Source organism: Dysgonomonas sp. GY75 (genome assembly GCF_015234155.1).
Classification (GTDB): Bacteria; Bacteroidota; Bacteroidia; order Bacteroidales; family Dysgonomonadaceae; genus Dysgonomonas; species Dysgonomonas gadei.
On sequence record NZ_JADCLQ010000030.1, the window covers coordinates 56927 to 83281 of the forward strand.

The 26355-nt window shown below is 40.7% G+C and carries 26 protein-coding genes and 1 riboswitch; of the genes, 7 read left to right on the forward strand and 19 right to left on the reverse strand.

What is annotated here, in order from left to right; genetic code table 11:
- The first annotated feature begins 108 nt into the window (after positions 1-108).
- A complete protein-coding gene (locus tag IR083_RS11295; RefSeq protein WP_194224416.1) occupies positions 109-1614 on the forward strand; it encodes a catalase in 1506 nt (501 codons plus the stop codon).
- Positions 1615-1681: 67 nt separating this feature from the next.
- On the opposite strand, the gene IR083_RS11300 is transcribed toward IR083_RS11295, so the two are convergent.
- The 8 genes from IR083_RS11300 to IR083_RS11335 form a co-directional block, all read right to left on the reverse strand.
- A complete protein-coding gene (locus IR083_RS11300) occupies positions 1682-1918 on the reverse strand; it encodes a hypothetical protein (protein WP_194224417.1) in 237 nt (78 codons plus the stop codon).
- Between the two features lie 126 nt (positions 1919-2044).
- Positions 2045-3847 (reverse strand): 30S ribosomal protein S1, encoded by a 1803-nt coding sequence (gene rpsA / locus IR083_RS11305; protein WP_194224453.1) that lies wholly within the window; start codon positions 3845-3847, stop codon positions 2045-2047.
- 137 nt (positions 3848-3984) lie between these two features.
- Complete coding sequence (locus IR083_RS11310) at positions 3985-5148, reverse strand: acyltransferase family protein (RefSeq protein WP_194224418.1); 1164 nt, start codon at positions 5146-5148, stop codon at positions 3985-3987.
- A gap of 38 nt (positions 5149-5186) precedes the next feature.
- Positions 5187-6224 (reverse strand): inorganic phosphate transporter, encoded by a 1038-nt coding sequence (locus IR083_RS11315; RefSeq protein ID WP_006800152.1) that lies wholly within the window; start codon positions 6222-6224, stop codon positions 5187-5189.
- A 12-nt stretch (positions 6225-6236) separates the two neighbouring features.
- A complete protein-coding gene (locus tag IR083_RS11320) occupies positions 6237-6884 on the reverse strand; it encodes a DUF47 domain-containing protein (protein WP_006800153.1) in 648 nt (215 codons plus the stop codon).
- 161 nt (positions 6885-7045) lie between these two features.
- Positions 7046-7690, reverse strand: a complete 645-nt coding sequence (locus IR083_RS11325; protein ID WP_194224419.1) for a carbohydrate-binding family 9-like protein — start codon at positions 7688-7690, stop codon at positions 7046-7048.
- A 36-nt stretch (positions 7691-7726) separates the two neighbouring features.
- On the reverse strand, positions 7727-8323 hold the full coding sequence (yihA, locus tag IR083_RS11330; protein ID WP_006800155.1) for a ribosome biogenesis GTP-binding protein YihA/YsxC: 597 nt from the start codon (positions 8321-8323) through the stop codon (positions 7727-7729).
- 15 nt (positions 8324-8338) lie between these two features.
- On the reverse strand, positions 8339-8701 hold the full coding sequence (locus tag IR083_RS11335) for an MmcQ/YjbR family DNA-binding protein (RefSeq protein WP_044216314.1): 363 nt from the start codon (positions 8699-8701) through the stop codon (positions 8339-8341).
- A 107-nt stretch (positions 8702-8808) separates the two neighbouring features.
- Between IR083_RS11335 and IR083_RS11340 the strand changes: the two genes are divergently transcribed.
- The gene (locus IR083_RS11340; RefSeq protein ID WP_006800157.1) at positions 8809-9228 is read left to right on the forward strand and encodes a hypothetical protein; all 420 of its coding nucleotides are present in this window, start codon (positions 8809-8811) and stop codon (positions 9226-9228) included.
- A 3-nt stretch (positions 9229-9231) separates the two neighbouring features.
- Positions 9232-9717, forward strand: a complete 486-nt coding sequence (locus tag IR083_RS11345) for a GNAT family N-acetyltransferase (protein ID WP_194224420.1) — start codon at positions 9232-9234, stop codon at positions 9715-9717.
- Here the strand turns inward: IR083_RS11345 and IR083_RS11350 are convergent.
- From IR083_RS11350 to IR083_RS11360, 3 genes are all read right to left on the reverse strand, one after another.
- Positions 9712-10977: an FtsX-like permease family protein gene (locus IR083_RS11350; RefSeq protein ID WP_194224421.1), complete on the reverse strand. Its 1266-nt coding sequence runs from the start codon at positions 10975-10977 to the stop codon at positions 9712-9714. The two genes, IR083_RS11345 and IR083_RS11350, sit on opposite strands and share 6 nt — an antisense overlap.
- A 3-nt stretch (positions 10978-10980) precedes the next feature.
- The gene (gene rbfA / locus IR083_RS11355) at positions 10981-11334 is read right to left on the reverse strand and encodes a 30S ribosome-binding factor RbfA (protein WP_006800160.1); all 354 of its coding nucleotides are present in this window, start codon (positions 11332-11334) and stop codon (positions 10981-10983) included.
- Positions 11335-11430: 96 nt separating this feature from the next.
- Positions 11431-12075: an O-methyltransferase gene (locus IR083_RS11360; protein WP_194224422.1), complete on the reverse strand. Its 645-nt coding sequence runs from the start codon at positions 12073-12075 to the stop codon at positions 11431-11433.
- Positions 12076-12297: 222 nt separating this feature from the next.
- Here IR083_RS11360 and IR083_RS11365 point away from each other — a divergent pair, with 222 nt between their 5' ends.
- On the forward strand, positions 12298-12651 hold the full coding sequence (locus IR083_RS11365; protein WP_194224423.1) for a cupin domain-containing protein: 354 nt from the start codon (positions 12298-12300) through the stop codon (positions 12649-12651).
- A 211-nt stretch (positions 12652-12862) separates the two neighbouring features.
- Positions 12863-13945 carry a linear amide C-N hydrolase gene (locus tag IR083_RS11370; RefSeq protein WP_194224424.1) on the forward strand — a complete coding sequence of 361 codons (1083 nt, stop codon included), beginning with the start codon at positions 12863-12865 and terminating at the stop codon, positions 13943-13945.
- Positions 13946-14056: 111 nt separating this feature from the next.
- On the opposite strand, the gene pyk is transcribed toward IR083_RS11370, so the two are convergent.
- From pyk to thiM, 7 genes are all read right to left on the reverse strand, one after another.
- Positions 14057-15523 (reverse strand): pyruvate kinase, encoded by a 1467-nt coding sequence (gene pyk, locus IR083_RS11375; protein WP_006800164.1) that lies wholly within the window; start codon positions 15521-15523, stop codon positions 14057-14059.
- 48 nt (positions 15524-15571) lie between these two features.
- A complete protein-coding gene (gene aroQ / locus IR083_RS11380) occupies positions 15572-16000 on the reverse strand; it encodes a type II 3-dehydroquinate dehydratase (protein ID WP_006800165.1) in 429 nt (142 codons plus the stop codon).
- 191 nt (positions 16001-16191) lie between these two features.
- Positions 16192-17454, reverse strand: coding sequence for a PLP-dependent transferase (locus IR083_RS11385; RefSeq protein ID WP_006800166.1), 1263 nt, complete (start codon positions 17452-17454; stop codon positions 16192-16194).
- A 110-nt stretch (positions 17455-17564) separates the two neighbouring features.
- Positions 17565-18374: a bifunctional hydroxymethylpyrimidine kinase/phosphomethylpyrimidine kinase gene (thiD, locus tag IR083_RS11390; RefSeq protein WP_194224425.1), complete on the reverse strand. Its 810-nt coding sequence runs from the start codon at positions 18372-18374 to the stop codon at positions 17565-17567.
- An 83-nt stretch (positions 18375-18457) separates the two neighbouring features.
- Positions 18458-19111 carry a thiaminase II gene (tenA, locus tag IR083_RS11395; protein ID WP_194224426.1) on the reverse strand — a complete coding sequence of 218 codons (654 nt, stop codon included), beginning with the start codon at positions 19109-19111 and terminating at the stop codon, positions 18458-18460.
- A gap of 2 nt (positions 19112-19113) precedes the next feature.
- Positions 19114-19752 (reverse strand): thiamine phosphate synthase, encoded by a 639-nt coding sequence (gene thiE / locus IR083_RS11400; RefSeq protein WP_194224427.1) that lies wholly within the window; start codon positions 19750-19752, stop codon positions 19114-19116.
- 1 nt (position 19753) lies between these two features.
- On the reverse strand, positions 19754-20554 hold the full coding sequence (gene thiM / locus IR083_RS11405; protein ID WP_194224428.1) for a hydroxyethylthiazole kinase: 801 nt from the start codon (positions 20552-20554) through the stop codon (positions 19754-19756).
- 80 nt (positions 20555-20634) lie between these two features.
- Positions 20635-20734: riboswitch (TPP riboswitch) on the reverse strand.
- A 614-nt stretch (positions 20735-21348) separates the two neighbouring features.
- Here thiM and clpB point away from each other — a divergent pair.
- Together clpB and IR083_RS11415 are read left to right on the forward strand one after the other, a co-directional pair.
- Positions 21349-23940, forward strand: coding sequence for an ATP-dependent chaperone ClpB (gene clpB / locus IR083_RS11410; protein ID WP_194224429.1), 2592 nt, complete (start codon positions 21349-21351; stop codon positions 23938-23940).
- 183 nt (positions 23941-24123) lie between these two features.
- Positions 24124-26058 carry a S9 family peptidase gene (locus IR083_RS11415; RefSeq protein ID WP_194224430.1) on the forward strand — a complete coding sequence of 645 codons (1935 nt, stop codon included), beginning with the start codon at positions 24124-24126 and terminating at the stop codon, positions 26056-26058.
- A 68-nt stretch (positions 26059-26126) separates the two neighbouring features.
- Here IR083_RS11415 and IR083_RS11420 read toward each other — a convergent pair whose 3' ends face one another.
- Positions 26127-26351 (reverse strand): hypothetical protein, encoded by a 225-nt coding sequence (locus IR083_RS11420; protein WP_006800173.1) that lies wholly within the window; start codon positions 26349-26351, stop codon positions 26127-26129.
- Between the last annotated feature and the right edge of the window lie 4 nt (positions 26352-26355).

Here is a 26355-nt window from a genome sequence, read left to right on the forward strand (position 1 = left end):
TTATTAAAACAAAACGCCGATCTGATTGTTTTAATAATTAAGACTATCTATATACATCTGAATCAAACAGTTATTTTAACTTACATACCACTTTAAACACACTGCATTATGGAAGAGAACAAAAAGATTCTAACTACAAATCAGGGAAATCCCGTAGACAATGACCAGGCCTCCATCACTACTCAGAAACACACAATGACTTTGCTGTCTGATGTACATACCGTAGAAAAACTGGCTCATTTCGACAGGGAACGCATTCCCGAAAGAGTTGTACATGCCAAAGGTTCCGGTGCGTTCGGCTATTTTGAAGTAACACACGATGTGACAAAGTACACTTGTGCGGATTTCCTCTCACAGGTTGGCAAACGAACTGAGATGCTCGCGCGCTTTTCCACTGTAGGAGGCGAGAAAGGTTCTGCCGACACTGCTCGTGACCCTCGCGGTTTCGCTTTAAAATTTTATACTAATCAGGGCAATTACGATATGGTCGGTAATAATACCCCTACATTTTTTATCAGAGACGGTATAAAGTTTCCCGATTTTATCCACACACAAAAAAGAAACCCGCTGTCCAATCTGAAAGATGCGGATGCATTCTGGGACTTCCTGTCACTCACTCCGGAAAGTATCCATCAGGTTACCATTCTTTTCTCCGACAGAGGGACACCTGACGGTTATCGTCACATGCATGGTTTTTCGAGCCATACATATATGTGGTACAATGAAAAAGGAGAGCATGTTTGGGTAAAATGGCATTTCAAAACAGATCAGGGAATAAAGAACCTGACAGACCAGCAAGCTACCGAGTTGGCCGGAACTGACCCTGATTATGCTACACGCGATCTGTTCAACAGTATCGAAAAAGGTGATTTTCCTTCCTGGACCGCCTATGTGCAGATCATGAAACCGGAAGAAGCCGATAACTATAAATTCGATCCTTTCGATATTACCAAGGTATGGTTCCACAGCGACTATCCACTCATCCCTGTAGGTAAATTCGTATTGAACAGAAATCCGCAAAATTACTTTAACGAAATAGAACAAGCGGCTTTCTCTCCAAGTAATTTCATACCGGGTATAGCTTCATCGCCCGACAAGATGCTTCAGGTTCGACTTTTCAGCTATCCGGACACACAGAGACACCGACTGGGCACAAACTTCGATCAGCTCCCCGTAAATGCGCCGAAATGCCCTATGCACAATTATCAACGTGACGGACATATGAATATCGGGAGCCAGGAAAGTGCGCCTAATTATTATCCAAATTCCTTCAACGGGCCCGCGCCGGATGCAAAATTCACACCTCCCGCAATTGATGTGCAGGGAATGGCCGCTCGTCACGAATATCCATTGGGAGATATAGACTTTGTACAAGCCGGAGCTTTATATTCACGAGCCATGTCGGACTACGATAGAAGCAATCTCATAAGCAATATAGTAGGGCATATCAAAAATGCGCAACAACGCATTCAATACCGTCAATGCGCTATATTCTATAAAGCGCATCCGGAATACGGGACACGTGTTGCCGAAGGCTTGAAACTGGATATTGCGAAGATAAAAAATCTGGCTGCAATGAGTCAGGAGGAGAGGGTGAAAGCTACTACCAATTAACTATATTATCAGCAAAAAAGCGGCCATTTAATATAAATGGCCGCCTTACTTTATATATTAAAATAACTCATTCGCGGAAATCATAATCCTCACGCTTTGCAAAGCCCCCTTTAATGAGTAATTCTATTGCGCGGTTATAATCACCGGACATCACCTGCAACCTTGCTCCTCCTCCCTCGGGTAAGGAAATTGTGATATACTCCCCATTAACGACACAATCAATGCCATTATCTATCAAATATGATTTTGCAATAGCCAGATTAGCCTCAAAATCAGACGTTTTCACAGTTACCAGCTCATCCATAATATTACTCTTTAGTGAATACTGTTTATAAATATACATAAAATTAGTAAGTAATACTATATAAACAAAAAGATAGGGGACGACTTTTAAAAGTTGCCCCCTCTTCTATAGATAGAATATCAGTTCTTATTTAGCGTCGCTTCCGCCTGAAAGTTTTTCTTTAAGAGCTGCCAGTTCTTCAATATCACCTAATGTGGTTTTTTCCATATTAGAAGATTGACTTACTGTTTCGTCTTTTTCTTTCTTCGCAGTTTTTCTAGCCTTCTTTTCAGCTGCTGCTTCCCTAGCTTCCGGTTTTTCGTCTTCGAATACACGGCTATGAGAAACGATAATACGTTTAGAGTCCTTGTTAAATTCGATTACTTTAAAGTCAAGTTTCTCATCCACTTTCGCTTGAGAACCATCTTCTTTCACTAAGTGTTTTGGAGTTGCAAAACCTTCTACTCCATAAGGAAGAGAGATTACAGCACCTTTGTCAACCATTTCAACAACTGTTCCTTCGTGTACAGAACCTACAGTAAAGATAGTTTCAAATACATCCCAAGGATTTTCTTCAAGTTGTTTGTGACCAAGGCTTAAACGACGGTTTTCTTTGTCGATTTCAAGCACCTGTACTTCGATATCAGCACCTATAGAAGTTACTTCGCTAGGGTGTTTGATTTTCTTAGTCCAAGAAAGGTCTGAAATATGGATCAGTCCGTCTACACCTTCTTCTATTTCAGCAAATACACCGAAATTAGTGAAGTTGCGAACTTTAGCTGTATGTTTGCTTCCCACAGGATATTTTTCTTCGATATTTTCCCATGGATCCGGCTTCAATTGTTTGATACCAAGAGACATTTTACGCTCGTCGCGGTCAAGAGTAAGCACTACTGCTTCTACTTCATCGCCAACTTTCATAAAGTCCTGTGCGCTGCGCAAGTGTTGTGCCCAGCTCATTTCCGAAACGTGGATCAAACCTTCTACGCCCGGAGCGATTTCGATAAATGCACCGTAATCAGCCATAACCACAACTTTACCTTTCACCTTATCACCAACTTTAAGTTCAGCGCTAAGAGCATCCCAAGGATGAGGAGTAAGTTGTTTCAAGCCGAGAGCAATACGTTTTTTATCATCGTCGAAGTCAAGGATAACAACGTTGATTTTCTCGTCCAGTTTAACCACTTCTTCCGGATGTTGAACACGTCCCCAAGAAAGGTCTGTAATGTGGATAAGTCCGTCTACGCCGCCAAGGTCGATAAATACACCATATGATGTGATGTTCTTAACTGTACCTTCAAGTACCTGGCCTTTTTCAAGTTTCGAAATAATATCTTTCTTCTGTTGTTCAAGTTCAGCTTCGATAAGAGCTTTGTGTGAAACAACAACATTTTTGAATTCGTGGTTGATCTTAACAACTTTGAATTCCATTGTCTTACCAACGAACACATCGTAGTCGCGGATAGGCTTCACATCGATCTGAGAACCCGGTAAAAATGCCTCGATACCGAATACGTCAACGATCATACCGCCCTTAGTACGACATTTGATGTAACCTTTGATGATTTCATCTTTTTCTAGAGCTTCGTTAACACGATCCCAAGAACGTGTCGCACGCGCTTTCTTGTGAGAAAGGATAAGTTGTCCTTTTTTATCTTCCTGGCTTTCGATGTATACTTCTACTTCGTCACCAATTTTCAGATCAGGATTGTAACGGAATTCATTCATTGATACAACACCGTCTGATTTGTAACCGATATTAACTACGACTTCGCGTTTGTTCATAGCAGTTACTTTACCCATTACCACTTCTTTGTCGTTTACTTTATTCAGCGACTGGTCATAGGTTTCTACAAGTTCTTCTTTGCTCTTACCTGTATAAGAGTCTCCTTTTTCGTACGCATCCCAGTCGAAATCTACAACCGGCTGTACATTTTTTAAATTATCAATCATTCAAAATTCGATCTGGCGCCTGTCCTGATCAGTATCATTAAAAAGTTAAACATTATTTGCTTCGAAAAGCGGTGCAAAGATATTGTTTTTCAGAATATAAAGCAATTCTGAAGTATATTTTAATAATCTTTTTCTCATTTATGAACATTATCCCCGCTCAATATCTTAGAGAACTTTCCTTTCATCTGTATAAAGCGTTGTTCGAAACCATAATACGACAGAGTCGAAATCAGTACAGTTATACCCAGAGAAAAGCAGGTCTGAACACCCCACGCATAAACGCCAAATCCACCTAATAACCTAACAGACAGCACAATACCTAAAATATGATACATATATAATCCATATGAGATCTTCCCTAAAAAACTGAACACCTTGTTTTCGAGGTTGAGAATAGGGTTGGGATTCGTTGCCAGATTCAGGATCAAAACACCAAAAAGTATAGCAAAGAATTCATTATTAAGATTTGGCAAGCGAAAGGTAGAGAAGAATACTGCACACAAGAAAAGGACTATAGACCAGTTCAGTATGGGGCTATATAAGTAGCGGATAATGGCCTTTTTTTTATAATGCCATATTGCAAACAGTCCTCCTATAGCCATACAATCGATACTGAATTTGTCCCAGATCTTGGAAAAGACATATACATGATAACTCCCTGTCATATCTTGAATATATGGAATGGTAAATTTTATTAAAAGATATGTTACTATCACACCAATCAATAGCCGTTCTTTCTTCTTTACGAACTTCATCAATACAGGCCAGATGATATAAAACTGCTCCTCCACCCCAATTGACCATGAATGGCCAATATAGGGTACAACTACTTCCATACCATGAAGGATCACATTTGGCAAAATGAGTAGATATAATATTAAGCTCCGTGGCGAATAAGCATTTTCTATATCAATATATGGCCATTCAAAAAATGGAATATATCTAAGGACGAAAAAAGAAAGTAATACAAGGAAGTAATATAAAGGCCAGATGCGCAATATACGCCTGACATAAAAATACTTGATGGAAATAGTCTTGGTCTTGGCCTCTTCCATCAATAACAGATAGGTAATAAGAAATCCGCTCAGTACAAAGAACAGAATAACCCCCAGTTGTCCCGAATCGGGATTCTTGAGCAAAAAATACGGTTCTACCCCCAGATAATATTCTTTCATCAATTCCTGATGTCCCAATATCACCAGAAAAGCAGCGAAAAAGCGCAATCCGTTCAGATTCGGAAAGTAAACTTTATCGCCTTCCATCAGAGCACCGGAGTGCTCTATTTGTTCTTTTGTCATAAAAAAATACGTTTGTGTCAATAAGGGGGAGCAGCGAACTATGCAATAAACAGACCTAGTCCGTAATAAAAAAGCATAGCCATAACTGCACTCACAGGAATAGTCAGAATCCAGGCAACAAGCAAATCTTTTGTTACACCCCAGCGTACCGCTGAAAGACGCTTTATAGAACCTACTCCAATAATACTTCCGGTGATCACATGCGTTGTACTTACCGGCACATGCAACACTTCGGTAATAAATAAAGTCAATGCACCGGCCGACTGGGCACAGAAGCCTTCTATAGGTGTGATTTTAGTAATACGGTTACCCATTGTTTTCATTATCTTCCATCCTCCACACATCGTACCCACTGCTATTGCAGTAAAACACGCCAACGGAACCCAGTCGTGCATATCTGCCATTGAGTCCATCTGCAACCATGGATGTACATCAACATTGGTTTGGGAGAAGGCGATCAATGCAGCAGCTATGATACCCATTACTTTCTGTGAGTCATTAAGACCATGACCTATACTAAGTAATGCGGATGATATAAGTTGTAATCGTTTGAACCACCGGTCTGCTTTATTCGGCTTAACCTTTTTCACGAGATGAAGCGTCAGCAGTGTAATAAAATTACCGCCAACCATACCTATCAGTGGAGCAACAACAATAAACAATGCTATAACGCCTATCACCCCTGCATGCACAGCCTGAAAGCCCGAAGCGGCAATACCGGCTCCGGCAAATCCGCCGATAAGCGTATGTGATGAAGACGAAGGTATACCCAGCCACCATGTAATCAGATTCCATGTGATAGCAGCGACCAACCCAGCAATAATAACATGCGAAGGATTGGCTATAAAACTCATATCCACGGTTTTCGAAACAGTGTCGGCAATACCGAAACCTCCGATAATAAATTTGGCGATAAAATAAGCGACAAAGTTGAAAAATGCAGCCCAGATAACGGCCTGGGTAGGGGTAAGAACTTTTGTGGATACGACTGTGGCTATCGAGTTAGCCGCATCGTGGAATCCATTGATAAAATCGAAAATAATGGCTAAAACAATAATTATTATCAGTAATGTCATTTCTACGTTTGATTATGAGTACTTAACAATCATTGTCTTTATAATCTTCCCGACTGCTTCGGAGGCGTCAGTAGCCCGCTCGAGCTCATGGAGGATATCTTTAAGTTTTATAACTTCGATGGCGTCTGTTTCATTCTCAAACAGGTCGATAAGGAAATGCTCATACACATCGTCGGCCTTCTTTTCTATAACGCCTAATTGTTCACAATATTCTTTGATCTTCGTAGTGCTTTTCTTCAGGATATCAAGCTCATCAATTGCCTGAACAAGAAAACCTGCAGATTCGCGCACAAACATAGCAAGACGTGTTGCAGCCTCTGGCATCACTTTCGGACTGTAAAGCATAATACGCTTTGCACAACTGTTGATCAAATCAGTCACGTCGTCCATCGTAGCAGAAAGATGGTTGATATCTTCCCTGTCGAATGGAGTAATAAACGTTTCGTTCAACTCTTCAAAAATTTTGTTTTGGATAGCATCCGCTTTGCGTTCCTGTTCTTTGATTTTCTTGTAGTATTCTACAGCATCATTGTGGTTAGTAACTTGGACGCACTCGATGATCAGGTCAGATGCAACCAAAATTATCTGAGCCATCTCGCTCATTAGCGGAAAGAACTTGTTTTCTTTAGGTTTAAACCTATCGAAGAAATTATTTTTCATAAAAATTTAAATATATCCATATTTGAAAAGGAGTACAAGAAGAATGCAACTCCAAACGCATGCAAAGATAAAAAAAAATCTATTCTATGAAAGCTTTTTTAACATAAAAATAAAAACGATATCTTCCTCTAAATTTGACTATTAGCTTCAATTCTGCATTTTTATTCAAAGTATATATCCCCGAAGTAGAAAGGCATGTGAAAATTTGGCGTTTTTGTCTCAACCGGATTCCATGAAAGATAGTGCGGAATAGTCAAATTATCTCCGCATTTATAAAAATTCCCTCGTGCTTTAACTCCACGAAATGTCTCCAATCCGGATTGCCAATAAGCAGAAACCGGGACAACGATTAACACATTCCATTTAAAATCGCCCTGTCTTCTTCCAATAGGCTCTGTACCCAGGCTTGGATATCGTTTTATAGAAGACAAGAGAGCCGGAGATGCATGCTCCGAATTCGCCTTATTCTCTCTGTAACCCAAGAGTACCTTACCGATACAAGATACTTCCAGATTATAATAATGGAGAGAGTCCCCGAATGACATAAAAAACTCAACACATGAATCTTTCCAGACAGGGCCGTTATCTTCACTCGCTTCTGCCAGAATTTCATTTTCTTCCACAAAGAATTGAAGGAACAAATGTGTTCCGTTATGGGCTATCTTGAAGGCCACTTCGGGCCGGGAAGGATAAAGTTCCGGCCAGTTTACACAGGCAACTTCATTCTTCTGCACTTCATGCATATACTCTATTACACTTGTGTAATTATTGGCATCAGCTACATCGATCATGGGAACTAACAGCATGCTATATTCAATTTAGGTTTTTAAATATCGGACTTTTTATAAACTTTTATTTATCTGCTCAATATAGCCTAATATTTCATCTGCCCCCAATCTATGCTCAGCAGATGAATAAAATATAGGAGGAATTTCTTCCCATGTTTCTTTCAGGGTATCGGTATATGCTTCCATATTCTTTTTCAATGCGCCTTTACTCAACTTATCTATCTTGGTGAACACAATCACAAATGGCACACCTTCTTCACCCAGCCAGTTCATAAATTCAATATCTATCTGTTGCGGCTCATGGCGGCAATCCAACAATAGGAACAAACAGGTTAGCTCTGCCCTGTTTATGATATAGCTGTCAATAATCTTCCTTATTTGGTCACGTCCTTCCTTTCCTCGTTGAGCATAACCATATCCTGGCAAATCGACCAGATACCATTCATCATTGATTATAAAATGATTTATCAATTGTGTTTTCCCCGGCTTGGAGGAAGTCATGGCCAGTCCCTTTCTGTTTGTCAGCATATTAATAAGTGAAGATTTGCCGACATTAGACCTTCCGATAAATGCATATTCGGGCTTTCCGTCCTGCGGACATTTACGGTAATCGGTATTACTTACTACAAACTGAGCGTCTCTTATAATCATTTTCAATTTCTTCGTTTACGAATTTAAATACTCTTCTCTTTTCTTTTTAGAAAGCTTGCTTATCACTTCATCTACGGAATGTCTTATCTGTTCTTTTATGACCTCATCAGGCACATCGCTATCCAGAGTGACCAGATTCCATGTAAGCGTTTTAAAATCAGTTTCGCCAACTCCCGCATACCTTTCTCTGAGCCTGGCTGACTTTTCCGGATCGCATTTCAAGTTTACCCTGAACACTCCATCCTTCGGTTCCAACGGAATATAAGCAAACATCTTTTCCATTACTTTAAAAACTAAAACATTGTGTTTCAGAAAAGGCAATGACTCCGTGCTACCTTTCACAGACATGCAATAGTTTCTAAGTTCTTCAATATTCATAGGCTTACTTTTTGAACCCTTATGCAAAAATAGTCTAAAAATATGAATATCTTTGTTTTCTGAACATAACATCTTATATATTATTTTAACATAAAACATAAAGGATTATGACGGCAAAAAAAGTCATTATAACAATCGTGGCCATCATTATAGCTGGCTTTCTCATATTCGGATATGTCTGGTATTTTGTTCCATTCAGCGATTCAGGCGTTAAGGCCGGCATATTGAATAATGTAAAACACAAAGGGGTTATCTTCAAAACCTATGAAGGAGAACTTATCCAGTCCGGATTCGGCCAGGGCATGCAAGGTCTCCAGTCAAATGAATTTAAATTTTCGATAGACGATAAAGATTTGGCTATAAAACTGATGGGCATGAGTGGTCAGAACGTAAAACTCCACTATAAAGAATATTACGGCAGACTGCCCTGGCGCGGCTACTCTAAATTTGTTGTCGACAGCATCGTCTCAGTAGACCCTGTAATACCCAATAAGACAGATGAAATTCCTCCACTTGTAGCACAGTAATTTATGATCAGAGACGTAACCCCGGATGATGCAAAGAGAATTGCAGAAATATATAATTACTATATAAAAGAAACCATCATAACATTCGAATACGATCCGGTAAGTGAAGAGGATATAAAGGAACGCATAAAAAAGGTAACAGGTAAAAATTTCCCGTATTTCGTTTATGAGCAAGACGGCATCGTTATCGGCTATGCATATCTTAACAACTGGAGGGAGCGGGTCGCATATGATATAACTCTGGAAACCAGCGTATATCTCGATCTCAAAGCAACCGGAAGCGGAATTGGAAGTATTCTTTATCAGGAATTGATAATCAGGGCGCAGAAGATAAACATCCATTCTCTGATAGGTGTCATATCCCTGCCAAACCCCGAGAGTCAGAAACTGCACCGTAAATTCGACTTCGAGCTTATAGGTAATTTTAAGGAATCGGGAGTAAAATTTGACAGGCTAATCGATGTGGAATTCTGGCAACTGATGCTATAAGCGTTTGCGCAGATTATTTACAGGATAAATAACAGCAAGAAGGCCAATCATACTTACAGTGACAAATATGAGCAAAACATCCAACAGCTCCACCACTACCGGATAAGCATCCATAACAAATGTCCCCGGCGTAGAGCCAAGTTGTAACAATCCGAAATACTGCTGCAACAGACATATTATAAGACCCAATACTATCCCTGCAATAGTACCCACGAAAGTTATCAGACCGCCTTCGAACAGAAAAACTTTCAATATAAGTTTATTATCAGCTCCTAAATTTTTAAGAATCCTGATATCTTCATTCTTTTCTATTATAAGTATCGTCAACGAACCTACGATATTAAAAACCGCAATCACCAGTATTATAGCCAGAATAAGGAAAGTGACCCATTTTTCTATACTCACCATACGAAACAGATCCTCCTGCTGTTCAAAACGGTTTTTAACAAGGTAATTCTCGCCTAAAACAGATTTTATCTTCGCCTGAACCTTATCTACTTCCGCTGCATCTTTCAGCTTTATATCGATAGAAGACACTTCGGTTTCATATCTTAACAGTTCGCGCGCAAGATCTATGGATACAATCATCATCTGATCGTCATATTTTGCCTGATTCAGGGCAAACACTCCGCTTATAAATACATCGGAACGGTCGAAGGCTGTAGATGGATTAGCCGGATTAACCCTTACATTTCTTTTAGGCACATAAACCTCTACCGGATTGACAAAGTTGGCACGCACACCGAGAAACATTGCCAGACCTGCTCCGACAACCCCATTGTCTATATGCCATTCCTGCAATGAATCAGCACCAGAAGCCTCAACGGCACCGGAAGTATCCTCCCTTAATAGAAAACGGCCGTCTATAATCAGCTTATCGATATCGGCAAGGTTTTCAAATTTCTTCGATACCCCCTTTAGTATGATAGGCTCCTGACGATCGCCATTTTTCAACAGGGCGTTCTCTTCAAGTGATTCGGATATAAATGCTATTTCAGCTATCTTTTTTACTTCCTCCATTTGAGGATTGTTAGGATCAAACACCTTTCCACTTGCAGGTGTTATCTGTAATTCGGGATCAAATGCGCTGAATGTTTGGGAAACAACTCCGGTGAACCCGTTAAATACAGAAAGCACACAAACCAAAGCAGCTGTAGCCAAAGCTATCCCAAACACCGATATCATGGATATGACATTGATGGCATTATGCGACTTCTTGGCAAAAAGATAGCGCCGGGCTATATGGAGCGAAAGGTTCAAGGTTTATTCTTCTGTCTTATTATCTTTTCCAAGCAGTTTATCTATATTATCCAGATAATCGAGCGAATCGTCAAGATAAAAGCTCAATTCGGGAATCACGCGCAACTGTTTGCCAACCTTCTGGCCTAAATCGAAACGCAAAGCCTTTACATTGGTTTTGATATTATCGAGGAGTTCCTTCCCTTGCTCGGACGGAAAAATACTCAAATACACCTTTGCCAATCCCAAATCGGGACTAACACGCACGGTACTCACAGAAACGAGCACACCTCGCATCTGCTGTGTCTGTTTCCTAAATATTTCACTTAATTCCTTTTGGATAAGGCGGTTTATTTTTTGTTGTCTGGTAGTATCCATATTATATATTTTGGGTACAAAGGTAATACTTTTCAGTTAACAGTAATCAGTTAACAATGGTTATCCTTTATGCTGTAAAGATAAAATACCAACCTGCTATTTTTTCCATATCAGAGTCAATCCGTCCCTTACAGGCAATATCACTTTCTCCACCCTGTCATCTTTAGCAAGCATATCATTAAAAGCCTGTATTCCGATAGTCTGTTTATCTGAGGGTTTCGGTGTATCCAACACATGTCCGTCCCACAAAGTATTATCCGCGATAATCAGCCCTCCGGGACGTACTTTATCGTAGATGAGATTGTAATATTCTATATAGTGACGCTTATTGGCATCGATAAATACCATATCGAATATGCGGTCTATTTTAGGTATAATCTCCATAGCATCGCCTATATGCAGATGTATCTTATCTTTCAGTTTCGTTTTATGAAGATATTTCATGATGAAATCTTCCAGTTCGTCGTTTACCTCTATGGTATGAATCTCTGCATCATCGGCTGCGCCCTCAGCCAGACAAAGAGTCGCATAAGCTGTGTATGTTCCTATTTCCAGTATATATTTCGGCTGCGTCATCCGGCAAAACATATTCAACATCCTGCCTTGCAAATGCCCCGACAGCATACGTGGCTTCAGTAGGTTTACATGTGCATCCCGGTTGAGTTGCTTTAACAAATCCCCTTCATCATCTATATGGGAAAGAATATAATTTTCTATGGCTTCGTTTTTGTCTAATGACATTGTTTATTACGATAAATTGAATAAGCTAAGTAACAGAAAGTATTTAATGCAACATCACTTAACCGTAACCGGCTATTGTTGTTGCAGATAAAAAGTACTAAACAGGTCTGCGACCTTAATACAGGCTAAAGATAATCATTTCGCAATTATTTTTAGAAAACAACGATATTTTCCGATATATTTCTTAATTTTAAGACATTGCACCTTAAAATTTATAGAATTATGAGCAGAGTGATAGATAAAAAATCGGCGCCTCATTATTTCTGGGGCGACAAATGTAGTAGTTGGATTCTCATGAACAGAGATTCCTTATCAGTGAAAATCGAAACCATGCCCGCCGGAACACGGGAGACTTTGCACTTCCATACCTCCTCACGGCAATTCTTCTTTGTACTGAAAGGTCCGGCAATATTTTATGTAGAAGGTAAAAAAGTAAGCGTAAAAGATCAGCAAGGTATACTGATAGAACCTATGATGAAACATTATATTGCAAATGAAACATCCGAGCCTATCGACTTCCTGTTAGTGTCTCAGCCAGACAATGACACAACGAACGACCGAACCGATCTCGAATAAAAACATAAAAAAAGGATGCCTCATTAAGCATCCTTTTTTATTCCGGATACTCCATTCATAATCAGAAAACTACCTCTGGTACAAACCGCCTCATACCCCTTCCTGATAATAGCATGTATATCATGAAAATAACTTACTGACTATTGAACTTATCATCCACGGCATTTGTTAATTTTATATATATTATTTGTTAATCATAAAAACAACTAACATGAAATCAAAACTATCTGCTACACTGCTGGCGATTGCCATTTCATTTATTTATCCACTTCCAACAGAATCATGTACCGGTATAACTTTGAAAAGCAAGGGAGGAACCACCATTGTTGCACGCACTATAGAATGGGGTGGAAGTAATCTGAACAGCCAGTATGTTATTGTACCCAGAGGGTATACCAAACAATCATATATCGCCGGAGGAATTGGCGGCATGTCTTTTACGTCCCGTTATGGATATGTGGGACTGGCTGTGGAACAAAAGGATTTTGTAGCCGAAGGCTTAAATGAAATGGGACTTTCGGCCGGACTATTCTATTTTCCAAATTACGGAAAGTATGAAAACTATGATACTGCAAAAAAAGAAAAGAGCATAGCTGACCTACAACTCGTATCCTGGCTGCTAGGTGAATGTAAAACAGTAGACGAAGTAAAAGAAGCGGTAAAAAAAGTATGCATTATGAGTATTGACCCACGAGCCTCAACTATCCACTGGAGATTTACCGATACATCGGGGCGTCAACTTGTACTTGAAGTTATAAATGGTACCCCCCTGTTTTACGAGAATAAGCTGGGAGTCCTTACAAATTCTCCGGGTTTCGAATGGCATATGACGAATCTCAATAATTATGTTAACCTATTTACGGGTACAGCACCTACAAAACAACTGGGGAACACAGAATTAGTATCTTTTGGTGCAGGAAGCGGCTTTCTGGGTATACCCGGAGATATAACGTCTCCATCCCGGTTTGTCCGTGCGGCTTTTTATCAGACTTCAGCACCACAACAAGAGAGCCCTCTGGCAACTGTTCTTCAGTGTTTTCAGATATTAAATAATTTTGATATACCGATAGGAATAGAGTTTCCAATAGGAGAAGTGCCCTCCGATATACCTAGCGCTACACAATGGACTTCAGCTACCGACATGGAGCACCGCATTATTTACTTCCGCACTATGTATAACAGTGCTATCAGAAGTATCGACCTGAACACTATTGATTTTTCCAATATCCAATATAAAGCAGTGCCAATGGATATCATAATGCAACAACCTGTAGATGTAATAAATATAAATTAGAAAACGAATATAAAATAAAAAAGGATGCTTATCTAAGCATCCTTTTTCTATTTTCGTAAAGTGATAAATCAAAACTTATTTTCATAACGTATCACTTACAACTCTTACACCTTAGTCTACAGGTACCTCAAAAGCATCACCTGCATCTACTACACGGCCAACGCCATTGATTTCAAGGAAAGATGTTCCTTTGCCTTCTCCGAATGAACCACTAAGGTAAGCAACCTGATCGTCTTTCTTAACCAGCCCTTTGTCTAGCATAGAGTTAAGAGCCTTCAGGAAATATTGCTTATGCTGGTGAGTTGTAAATCCTGTCGATTCCTGATAACTTGCCTGTATTCCGTAGCATACTGAAAGTTGACGGGCAACTTCGTTACTACAGCAAACAGCATAAACAGGACACTTACTGCGGAATGCTGCAATTGTACGAGCTGTACGCCCAGTATAGCTATCTGTGATAATAGCAGCCAGACCCAGTTGAGTTGCAGCTTTCACAGCTTGTTTTGCAAGGAATGATGTAGTATCATATTCCTCATCTTTAAACGGAACAGGAATAACTTTTTCGTCCAGTTTAGATTGCTCTGTAGTAGCACAAATCTGTGCCATTGTACGAACAGCTTCCAATGGATATTTACCGTAAGCTGTTTCACCACTCAACATCACAGCATCAGTTCCGTAGTATACCGCATTCGCGATATCTGTTACTTCGGCGCGTGTAGGACGTGGATTCTCGATCATTGTGTGCAACATCTGAGTTGCTACGATAACCGGTTTCTTGTATTCGATAGACTTACGGATAAGCAAACGCTGGATTGCCGGAATTTTTTCCTGTGGTACTTCAATACCAAGGTCTCCACGCGCAACCATCACACCGTATGCTGTTTCGAAAATTTCGTCGATATTGTCAACACCTTCCTGATTTTCGATTTTAGCGATAATCTTGATAGGGCTGTTATATTCGTCAAGGATTTTCTGTACATCCAAAACGTCTTGTTTGTTTCTTACGAATGAGTGAGCGATGAAATCCGCTTTATTTTCGATCGCGATCTCGATACTTCTTTTATCTTTTGCTGTGATAGAAGGAAGATTTACGCTAACACCCGGTATGTTTACACTCTTACGGTTACCGATAGTTCCATCATTCTGGATTTCGCATAGCAGGTAATCAGCTGTTTTGTCAATAACTTTCATTGCAGTTTCACCATCATCAACGAGAAGCGTGCTACCTACAGGCACATCCTGTACGATACTTGGATAAGAAACACCAATTTGCTCTTGTGTGGAAAGGAAATTCAAATCTCCGACAACTTTAACTTTATCGCCTGTTTTTACAATGATTTTTTCTCCTGACGCATTTTTAGCTGTACGTATTTCCGGACCTTTAGTATCCATCATGATACCAATGTAAGGAGATACTGCGCGTACATTTGTCATTACTTGAATAAAGCCTTCTTCTGTCATGTGGGCTGAATTCATTCTAACAACGTTGATTCCTGCGTCATACAACGACTTGATGAAATCAACATCACAACGCATGTCTGAAATTGTAGCTACAATTTTCGTTTTCTTCTGAGTCATAAATGCAATTTAATTAATGTATATAGTTCTTTTTTTATTCTAATCTTCTCAGGCCTTTTTTGTCTTTCGAAAAAAGTCTATTGCAAGTTCGTATGAAAATAGCCCCAAGCCGACTACTGATCCTTTGCATGCTGCCGCAATCATTGATTTGTGCCGGAATTCTTCCCGTGTGTGGATATTGGATATATGCACCTCCACGACTGGCGTATTCACAGCTTTGATAGCATCATGAAGGGCAACAGATGTATGCGTATAGGCTCCTGCATTTAAGACGATTCCATCAAATGAAAAACCCATCTCATGTATTTTATCAATCAGCGCTCCTTCGTGATTAGATTGGAAATATGATAGTTCGCAGTCCGTATAGGTTTGTTGCAACTGGGAGAAGTATGTTTCGAAAGAAGTATTCCCGTAAACATCCGGTTCCCTTTTACCCAACAAATTCAAATTTGGCCCGTTTATTATCAGTATCTTCATTTTTATCAGCTATTTAGCGCCGAATTCAGCTATTTTGTTTGTTTAGAGGACAAAAGTACTACTTTTCTTTGAAAGAAGTAACTAATATTTTACAATTAATGTAAATTAATGAACGTTTTTAATAGTGGAAGCAGTAGTAAAATTTATTTTGATTATACTGCCTCACCCAAAACATCTGATACGATTGGATATTAATTCAAATCATTCAGTGCCTGTATTATATCAGCCTGCAAATCTGAGATATCTTCCAATCCGACAGACAGACGCATCAGATTATCTTCTATTCCCATCACTACTTTCAGTTCAGGCGAAAATGTCCCATAGATTGTGGACTCGGGATGAATTATCAATGTTTTATTATCAAACAAGTTTGTTGCACGACGGATAACCTGTAGCCTGTCCATAAATTTATAGCACGCCTTTTTGCTCTCCAGGCTGAAAGTGAGCATAGCGCCGGGATTACCACGAAATAGCGTATCTGATATTTTTTTATAAGGAGAGCTTTCCAATTTTGGATAACCCACTTTTACAACTTCTTTCCGGCTAGCAAGGAATTGTGCCAGTTCGTATGCCGAAGCAGACATTCTTTCGTAACGCAACTGCAACGATTCCATTCCCAACGCCTGCAAGTAAGAAGCCTCGGGATCCATAGCCGCACCTATATTACGTGCAATCTCACGTTTCAGTTTGAATGAGAACTGCGATGTTCCGTCTTGACGGGCTACTGTAGCCAATCGCTTATTCTCTGCCCAATTGAAAGTACCATAGTCGAGAATAGCACCACCAATTGTAGTTGCACCGCCTGATATATATTTCGTAGTCGATACCACTTCGATATCCACTCCGGCTTTGCGGGCATCGAAACCACACCACGGAATGATAGTAGTATCTACAATCATCGGCACATTACCCACCTTCAACACCTTCGATATTTCGGGCAGATTGGCTATTTCCAAATGGGGATTTGTTATCAATTCACAGAAGAAAGCACAGGTATTTTCATCAATCGCCGAGGCTATTTCTTCAATATTATCTGTATTCACAAAACGCACTTCAACTCCGAAAGCCGCAAGCGTAAACTTAAACAACGAAAAAGTATTTCCAAACAGGTGTGGAGAAGTCACAATATTGCTTCCCGCATAAGCTATTGTAAGAAATGTATTGGATATAGCTGCCATACCGGAAGCTACCACCATTACATTTTCAGCACCCGATGCTGCCTTTATTTTACGTTCAAAATTCTCAACCGAAGGGTTCGTTATCCGGGTATAGGTATGGGATGCCACCTCCTCTTTATACTGGAATGCGGCGGCAATACTTTCCGAATCGGAAAATTCGAAGGCTGCATTACGGTATATAGGCATCGCTATAGCACCGTGTACATCCTGTTTATTAAACTTTTCGCTGATAATGCGGGTAGAAAATTTCTTGTTTTGAGAGTCGTTTTGAGCCATCAGTTTATGACATTTGAAAATTAAAGTTCAAAGGTAAAAAAGACTTATGGAATATTCATTACAATGTGATGAAATATAATCCTAAATACCATAAATATGGCAGACACTTTCTATTCCCAGAAATCGAAGAAATGATGCACAGGGCCGTGCCCCTTCCCTATTTCATATCCGGCACCGATAGTGATAGCTTTATTCATATAATCTTTAGCCTGTCTTATAGCATCGTTAAGAGGCAGTCTATGTGCGAGATACGCAGCTATGGCAGAAGAGAATGTACAACCCGTCCCATGCGTATTTTTTGTATGGATACGTTGCGAACTCAGTTCTATTATTTCATCGGTTTCGGCGTTATAGAATACATCGGTCAGTTTATCCTCGGTCAGATGTCCTGCTTTCAGCAGTACGGATACTTTGTTCCCAAACGAAAGATCTTTAATAACTTTTGGCAACTCCTCCTGACTTCGAATCTTTTTGCCCAACAATATCTCGGCTTCGGGAATATTCGGGGTTATAACCCTGACAAAAGGGATGAGCTCGCTTTTCAATGTTTCAATCGCCTCATCCTGCAAGAGTTTATCACCGGATGTGGCAACCATCACAGGGTCGAGGACAATGTTCTTTATATTATATCGTGACAACGTATCCTTTACAGCCAGTATAAGCTCCGAAGAATGGAGCATTCCGATCTTTATCGCATCGGCGCCGATATCATCCAACACCGATTTTATCTGTCCCGATACAAACGGAACGGGGATAGGATGCACATCCGTTACACCTATTGTATTTTCATCTACTACGGCCACAATGACCGTTGCTCCGTAGCAACCGCAGGCCGAAAAAGTTTTCAGGTCGGCCTGTATCCCTGCTCCCCCGCTGGGATCACTTCCCGCAATGGTAAGTGCTGTTTTATAGTGTTTCATATTTTAATTGAAAGTTGAAAGTTGAGAATTGAAAACGGAATACAATAACTTTCAATTTTCCATTCTCAACTTTCCATTATATACTATACCGCCCATTTTTCCAATCGCCATGCGCTATCCCAGAATATCCATTCCATTCTGGAACACATGACATATGCATCGGTCATCGCCTGCTGTTGTTGCAGGGTACATTTATCTGCAAGTTCGTCGCAAATGGAAATGGCAGTTTTTACCGACAGTTCGAATTCTTCGCCGCCATATGTATTTATCCATTCCTGATAAGGGTTTTCACCTGTTACCTGATGTTCGAGAATATAATCTCCCACCTCTTTGTAAATCCAGAAGCAAGGCAATACAGCCGCAGCAATTACCTCCACAGGAGCGCTTGCCAGTTGCCTCAAAAGAAATGAAGTATATAATAAACAACCCGGAGATGGTTCAGGTTTGGATGTGGAAGATATTTTACTGACAAAAGTTTCGTGCAATGCTTTTTCTACCGCTATACTATCTCCGGCAAAGTGGATAAAAGCCTCTATATGCTCGGGGTTACTGAGCTTTGAAGCTATTCCGGTCAATACCTTGCCATATTCGGCAAGATATAGGGCATCCTGCTGAATGTAGAAGATGAATTTTTCCCTGTCGAGCGTACCATCTATCAATCCCTGAATAAAGGGTTGTTCCAGTATTTTATTATATATCGGTTTTGCTGCGTTCCATGCCTGTTCACTCCATTTCATAGCTATCTATTTTTTGATTTGTTTATGATTTCTTTTAGCTGACGGGCAGATTGCTGCGGATCAGGAGCCGACATAATAGCCGATACCACCGATATTCCATCTGCACCTGCCTGTATTATATCCTGCGCATTCGTCAGGTTGATTCCTCCTATTCCCACACTGGGATGTCCGGATATGCGGGTTATTTCACCTATTCCCTCCAATCCTAAAGCTGGCGCTGTGTCTGTTTTAGTCTGCGTACCGAATACAGGCGAAATGCCTATATAGTCTACATCGAGATTATTAGCATCTATCGCATCTTGAATACTTTCAACAGAAAGGCCAATAATCTTATCTTTACCAAGTAGCTTGCGGGCAACTGAGTAGGGCATATCACTTTGTCCGATGTGTAGCCCTCCGGCATCGCAGGCCAATGCAATATCGAGCCTGTCGTTTATAATAAGTGGTACATTGTAAGATTTCAGTATGGATTTCAACTTCATTGCCAGATTATAAAAATCCAGCGTAGAAGCATCCTTTTCCCTCAGTTGTACCATCGTCACCCCACCTCTCACGGCTTCCTCTACAACCGTTTCCAATGGTCGTCCAAGCGAAAGCGAACGGTCTGTAACCAGATACAGGCTCAAATCGAATGCCGCCATCTTATTTTATTTGCTTTATAGTATCCTTTATTACCGCTTCATCCAGATTGTAAAGTTCGTCCAGAAAATTAACTTGTAAACTTCCGTTTCCAGAAGACTTGTGGGCGGCAATTTCTCCGGCAATACCCATAACAGCCATACCATGCGTAGCCGCTTCCAGCATATCACCATTGACTGCAGCAAAGGCTGCAACAACTGCCGTAGCCGTGCACCCCATACCCGTCACACGTGCCATCATCGGATGGCCATTCTCTACGGTGCAGGTATTCTCTCCATTGGTAATATAATCAGTCTGCCCACTGACAACTACCACTGCGCCTGTTTGCCTTGCCAGTGCCTTAGCAGGATCGAGAGCCGAATCAGAAGAATCGGTGCTATCGACACCTTTAGTCTGTACATTCGCATTCCATAAGGCCATTATTTCGGATGCATTCCCCCTTATAATGGAAGGCTTACACTCTTCAATTATCTGTTTGCACACTTTTGTCCTGTAAGTGGTTGCCCCTGCCCCTACCGGATCGAAAACGATCGGAGTATTTTTAGCCAGAGCGGTTTTACCCGCTATTAGCATAGCTTCCACCCACTGAGGTTCAAGAGTTCCGATATTTATTACTAATGCAGATGCTATACTCGCCATTTCGGCGACTTCTTCGAGCGAATGCGCCATAACAGGGGATGCCCCAACAGCCAGCAGCCCATTGGCAGTATTGTTCATCACCACATAATTTGTGATGTTATGAATTAAAGGGGACTTGCTTCTGACAATATTTAAATCCCTCACTAAATTTTGAATATCAATCATACCCAGATAATATTAAAAATAAAAAGCCGCTTCGAATAGTACGAAACGGCTTATAGATGTATGTTTATTATAACTAAAAATCTAAAACACGACCGTTTTCCTACGATGCCCATTACAGCACATCAGGTTCAAGGGTTTAATCTCAGCTCTTTCAGGAAAAGAACACCCCTAACAGTGACATGCAAACTTAACGAAAATTATTGGAGAAACAAGTCGTATTTTGAAAGAAGTTTATCTATGTATTTTGAAGTATACTAGTTATCGGTTTACTAGTTTACAAGAAAAAGAGTTCTTTGAAATAATTAATTAGCAAATTTGAAACATCGTTCAACGAAACAAAGTGTAGTTAAAATTAGCATATTAGCAAATAAGTGAAATAGTGTAACCTTTGTTACCTTTTAACAAGTAATAAGTTTTAAGTAATGAGTACAAAGTTGAAAGAACTGTATTTATGTTTACCCTAAAGTCTCTTGTGCGATAGCCTAAGCTAACGGCTGATAGCTATCAGCTAAAAGCTGAAATATGTGTTACCTTTGTTACCTTTTATTTTTAAACACGGAGAACCAGCGGTCGGCGGAGCCAAAAAGGAGTAGCACGGAGTTTTCAGAAGAGTGACAGGATGAAAAACATGTAAAAAGTGTCAAGTTTGTCAAGTTTTAGAGTCCCATTCGTGTTAGACTAAAAATGACGAATAAACTGACATTTTGTCAAAAATATCAGATTGGCAAATATTTTGAACAAGTGTAAACAGACAATAGTTATATAAAATACAAGCAAACAGAAAAACTAAACATATGAATTTCAATAATTTTACAATCAAATCTCAGGAGGCGATACAAAAAGCCATTGAGATAACAAAAGAAAAAGGCCAACAGTCTATAGAACCGGCACACATACTTATGGGAGTAATCATGACCGGGGAGAATGTCGTGAATTTCCTCTTTCAGAAACTGGGAGCAAATCCCGGTCATTTGACGAATATATTAAGCAAGGAGATCGATTCCCTTCCGAAGGTTTCGGGAGGAGGTGAAGCGTTCCTCAGCCGCGAAAGTAATGTTGCACTGGAAAAAGCTGCCGAATATGCAAAAAAGATGGGTGATCAGTATGTTTCCCTCGAGCATATATTGTTAGGTGTATTATCAGGCAAAAGCACGGCGGCGCAGATGCTCAAAGATGCAGGTATATCCGAAAAGGAACTGCAACCGGCCATCAATGAACTACGTAAAGGCACGAATGTAACCAGCCAGACTGCCGAAGATACTTATCAGTCACTGGAAAAATATGCTATAAACCTGACTCAAAGAGCCAAGGACGGAAAGCTGGACCCCGTTATCGGCCGCGATGATGAGATACGCCGTGTGTTGCAGATACTTAGCCGCCGCACCAAGAACAATCCTATACTGATAGGCGAACCGGGTACGGGTAAAACTGCTATTGCCGAGGGGCTTGCGCATCGTATTGTACGGGGTGATGTTCCTGAAAACCTGAAAAGCAAACAGATTTATTCTCTGGATATGGGCGCGCTGATTGCAGGGGCAAAATATAAAGGCGAATTTGAAGAACGGCTGAAATCTGTAGTGAATGAAGTTACCAAGTCGGAAGGAGAGATTATCTTATTTATCGACGAGATACATACATTGGTAGGCGCAGGTAAAAGTGAGGGAGCGATGGATGCAGCTAATATCCTTAAGCCGGCATTGGCAAGAGGAGAGTTACGTTCGATAGGCGCGACTACACTTGACGAATATCAGAAATATTTTGAAAAGGACAAGGCTTTGGAACGCCGTTTTCAGACTGTAATGGTGGATGAACCGAGCGAGGCCGATGCAATCTCCATCCTGCGGGGACTGAAAGAAAAATATGAAAATCACCATAAGGTGCGTATCAAAGACGAAGCTATTATTGCTGCTGTGCAACTGTCGAGCCGCTATATATCCGACCGCTTTTTGCCCGATAAGGCTATCGACCTGATGGACGAGGCTGCGGCAAAATTGCGTATGGAAGTGGATTCCGTACCGGAAGAACTGGACGAAAAGAGCCGTCGTATCAAACAACTCGAAATCGAACGTGAAGCTATACGCCGCGAGAATGACAAGCTGAAGGAACAAGAGCTATCGAAAGAAATAAGCCGGCTGAAAGATGAGGAAAAAGACCTGAAAGCCAAATGGCAATCGGAAAGAGAAGTTATCAATAAGATCCAGCAGAATAAGATAGAGATAGAAAATACCAAATTCGAAGCGGAAAAGGCCGAGCGCGAAGGCGATTACGGAAAGGTTGCCGAACTCCGTTACGGTAAATTGAAAGAATTGGAAGATGGTATAGGCAAACTGCAAGGACAACTGCATGAAATGCAGGGAAATCAGGCAATGATAAAAGAGGAAGTCGATTCATACGATATTGCTGATGTGGTTTCCCGCTGGACAGGCATCCCTGTCAACAAGATGCTGCAAAGCGAACGGGAGAAATTACTGAACCTCGAAGTGGAATTGCACAGGCGTGTCGTGGGGCAGGATGAAGCTATTTCTGCCGTATCGAATGCGATACGCCGTAGCCGTGCAGGACTGCAAGACCCCAAACGTCCCATAGGCTCGTTTATATTTCTGGGTACGACAGGTGTCGGTAAGACCGAGCTGGCGAAAGCCCTCGCCGAATTCCTGTTCGATGACGAGAATATGATGACCCGTATCGACATGAGCGAGTATCAGGAAAAATTCAGTGCTACCCGGCTTATCGGGGCACCTCCGGGATATGTCGGTTATGACGAAGGGGGACAATTGACTGAAGCTATCCGCCGTAAGCCGTATTCGGTAGTCTTATTCGATGAAATAGAAAAGGCGCATCCCGATGTTTTCAATATCTTATTGCAGGTATTGGACGACGGACGCCTGACCGATAATAAAGGGCGTGTGGTAAACTTCAAAAATACAATCATCATTATGACGTCCAATATGGGTTCTCCATTGATCCGGGAAAACTTTGCGGGAATAACACCAAAGAACCACAACGAAGTGGTGGAGAAAACCAAACGCGAAGTGTTGGATATGCTGAAAGTGAATATGCGTCCCGAATTCCTGAACCGTATCGATGAGACAGTTATGTTCGAACCATTAAATCTGGCACAGATAGAACAGGTTGTCCGCATACAGCTCGAAAGCATAGTAAAAATGCTGAAAGGCAACGGGGTGAAACTGGAATTTACAGAAGAAGCTATTGCCGGGATAGCGCAAATGGGTTATGATCCTGAATTCGGGGCACGTCCGGTGAAACGTGTTATACAGCGTACTGTACTGGATACACTATCGAGACAACTGCTCGCCGGAACAGTAGATAAGGAGAATCCCATCATAATAGATATGAAGGATGGGGAGTTGAGTTTCAATAACTAAAGATGTGGATATAAGAAATCCGGTTGATTTGCTAATCGACCGGATTTCTCCCATTTATGAGGAAATATATTGATTGCCTAAAAATCTAACGGAGCAACTTTTTTTAATAAAAAAAGTATTCTTGTGATTTTTTAATACATTTGTACGACAAGTACTTATAGTAGTAATAAAACCATTTAAACTATGAAAAGGAAATCATTCACATTAAGCATTATCACTTTATTTTGTTTAACACTTGGGCTGGCAACATCATGCAACAAGGCTCCGGTACCCGCTCCAATATTACCCTTAGAAGATTTTTTCAGAAACCCTGAAAAGGCTTCATATCAGATTTCTCCTGATGGAAAATACTTTTCTTATACCGCACCTTACGAAAAAAGGATGAATATCTATGTGCAGAAAATAGGGCAAGATTCAGCCGTAAGAATTACCTCGGAAACAGAGAGGGATATTGCCGGATATTTGTGGGGTAATAATAATCGCATCCTATTTCTGAAAGATACCGGAGGTGACGAAAATTATCAGCTTTATGGCGTTAATATAGACGGCAGTAATCCACTGCCACTTACTGCATTCGAAAAAGTGCGTACTCAAATCATTGACGACCTGCCTGAGATAGACAGTGAAGTCATTATCGGGCTGAATAAAAGAAATCCTCAGATATTCGATCCTTACCGTTTGAATATTGAGACCGGAGAGTTGACAATGCTCGCTGAAAATCCGGGAAATATTCAGGGATGGATGACAGACCATGACGGCAAACTGCGTGTCGCCACTGCTATTGATGGAGTAAATCAGAGCCTTCTGTACAGAGATAAAGAAGAGGACGCTTTCAAAGTCCTTATAACCACGAGTTTTAAAGAAACCCTCAATCCTTATTTCTTTACATCTGATAATCAGAAACTGTATGCAACATCGAATATAGGCAGGGACAAAGATGCATTGATCATATTCGATCCTCAGACAATGAAAGAAGATGAAAAGCTCTATGAAAATGATAAATACGATATATCCGGAGCATCATATTCTCTAAAGGACAAGAAGTTGCAGTTGGTTGCTTATCAGGGACATGATGGCATAAAACGTCATTTCTTTGATGATAAATTGAAGGGCATATACGATAAGATTTCCTCTAAGGTAGCAAACAGGCCGTTTGGCATTAATAGTCAGAACAAAGAAGAAAATATGCTGATTGTCCGCACGTACAATGACAAGACTCCGGGAGCTTATTATGTCTATGATGTGGAAAAAGACGTGTTGACACATATCGCCGATATTTACCCGTGGCTGGATGAAAACAACATGGCGACAATGAACTGTGTCACATATAAAACACGTGATGGTCTGGAAATAGAAGGATACCTGACACTCCCGAAAGGATATACCATGGAGACTGCGAAAAGCCTGCCTGTAGTGGTTAACCCGCATGGAGGCCCTTGGGCCCGTGACGGATGGGGATTCAATCCTGAGATACAGTTTCTGGCAAACAGGGGTTATGCCGTGTTCCAGATGAATTTCCGGGGTTCTACCGGATTCGGCAAGAAGTTCTGGGAAATATCATTTAAGCAATGGGGAAAAACAATGCAGGACGACATTACAGACGGTGTGGAATGGCTGAAGGCAAAAGGGATAGCCAATCCTGATAAAATAGCCATATACGGAGGAAGCTATGGAGGATACGCTACTTTAGCTGGCCTTACATTCACCCCCGATCTCTACACTTGCGGAGTGGACTATGTAGGTGTATCGAACCTATTCACATTCCTAAATACGATACCTCCATACTGGAAACCGATGTTGGATATGATGTATGAAATGGTAGGTGATCCGAAAAAGGACAGCCTTCTGTTAGCCGGTTCTTCTCCGGTATTTCATGTAGATAAGATAAAAGCTCCACTATTTATAGCGCAGGGTGCAAACGATCCGCGTGTAAATAAAGATGAATCGGACCAAATGGTGGCAGCTCTGAAAAAACGAGGAATAGAAACCGAATACATGGTAAAGGATAATGAAGGGCACGGATTTCATAACGAGGAGAACAGATTCGATTTCTATCGTGCTATGGAGAAATTCTTAGGAGAACACTTGAAAGAGAAACAGGAGGCAGAGATGAAATAACATCCTCTAGATATAATAAGAATGGGTAATGACTAAGCTACCCATTCTTATATTTTCTTATCTGTATATTATTTACTCTCTTTTCCGTTATTCAACTCATATTCAACACGGTCTTTGATGTATTCTACCTGATTCTTGCCTACATCGGCTACATTTTTCAGGTTGCGTTTTGCTTTGCTGGCAAATTTATTCATATCGTCACAAAAACCGTCTAATTTACCTTGCTTATACAGTCTGCTGACTGCGTAAATTGCTACAGCCCCCAAGGCTGCTCCTATCAATACTTTCTTCATAATT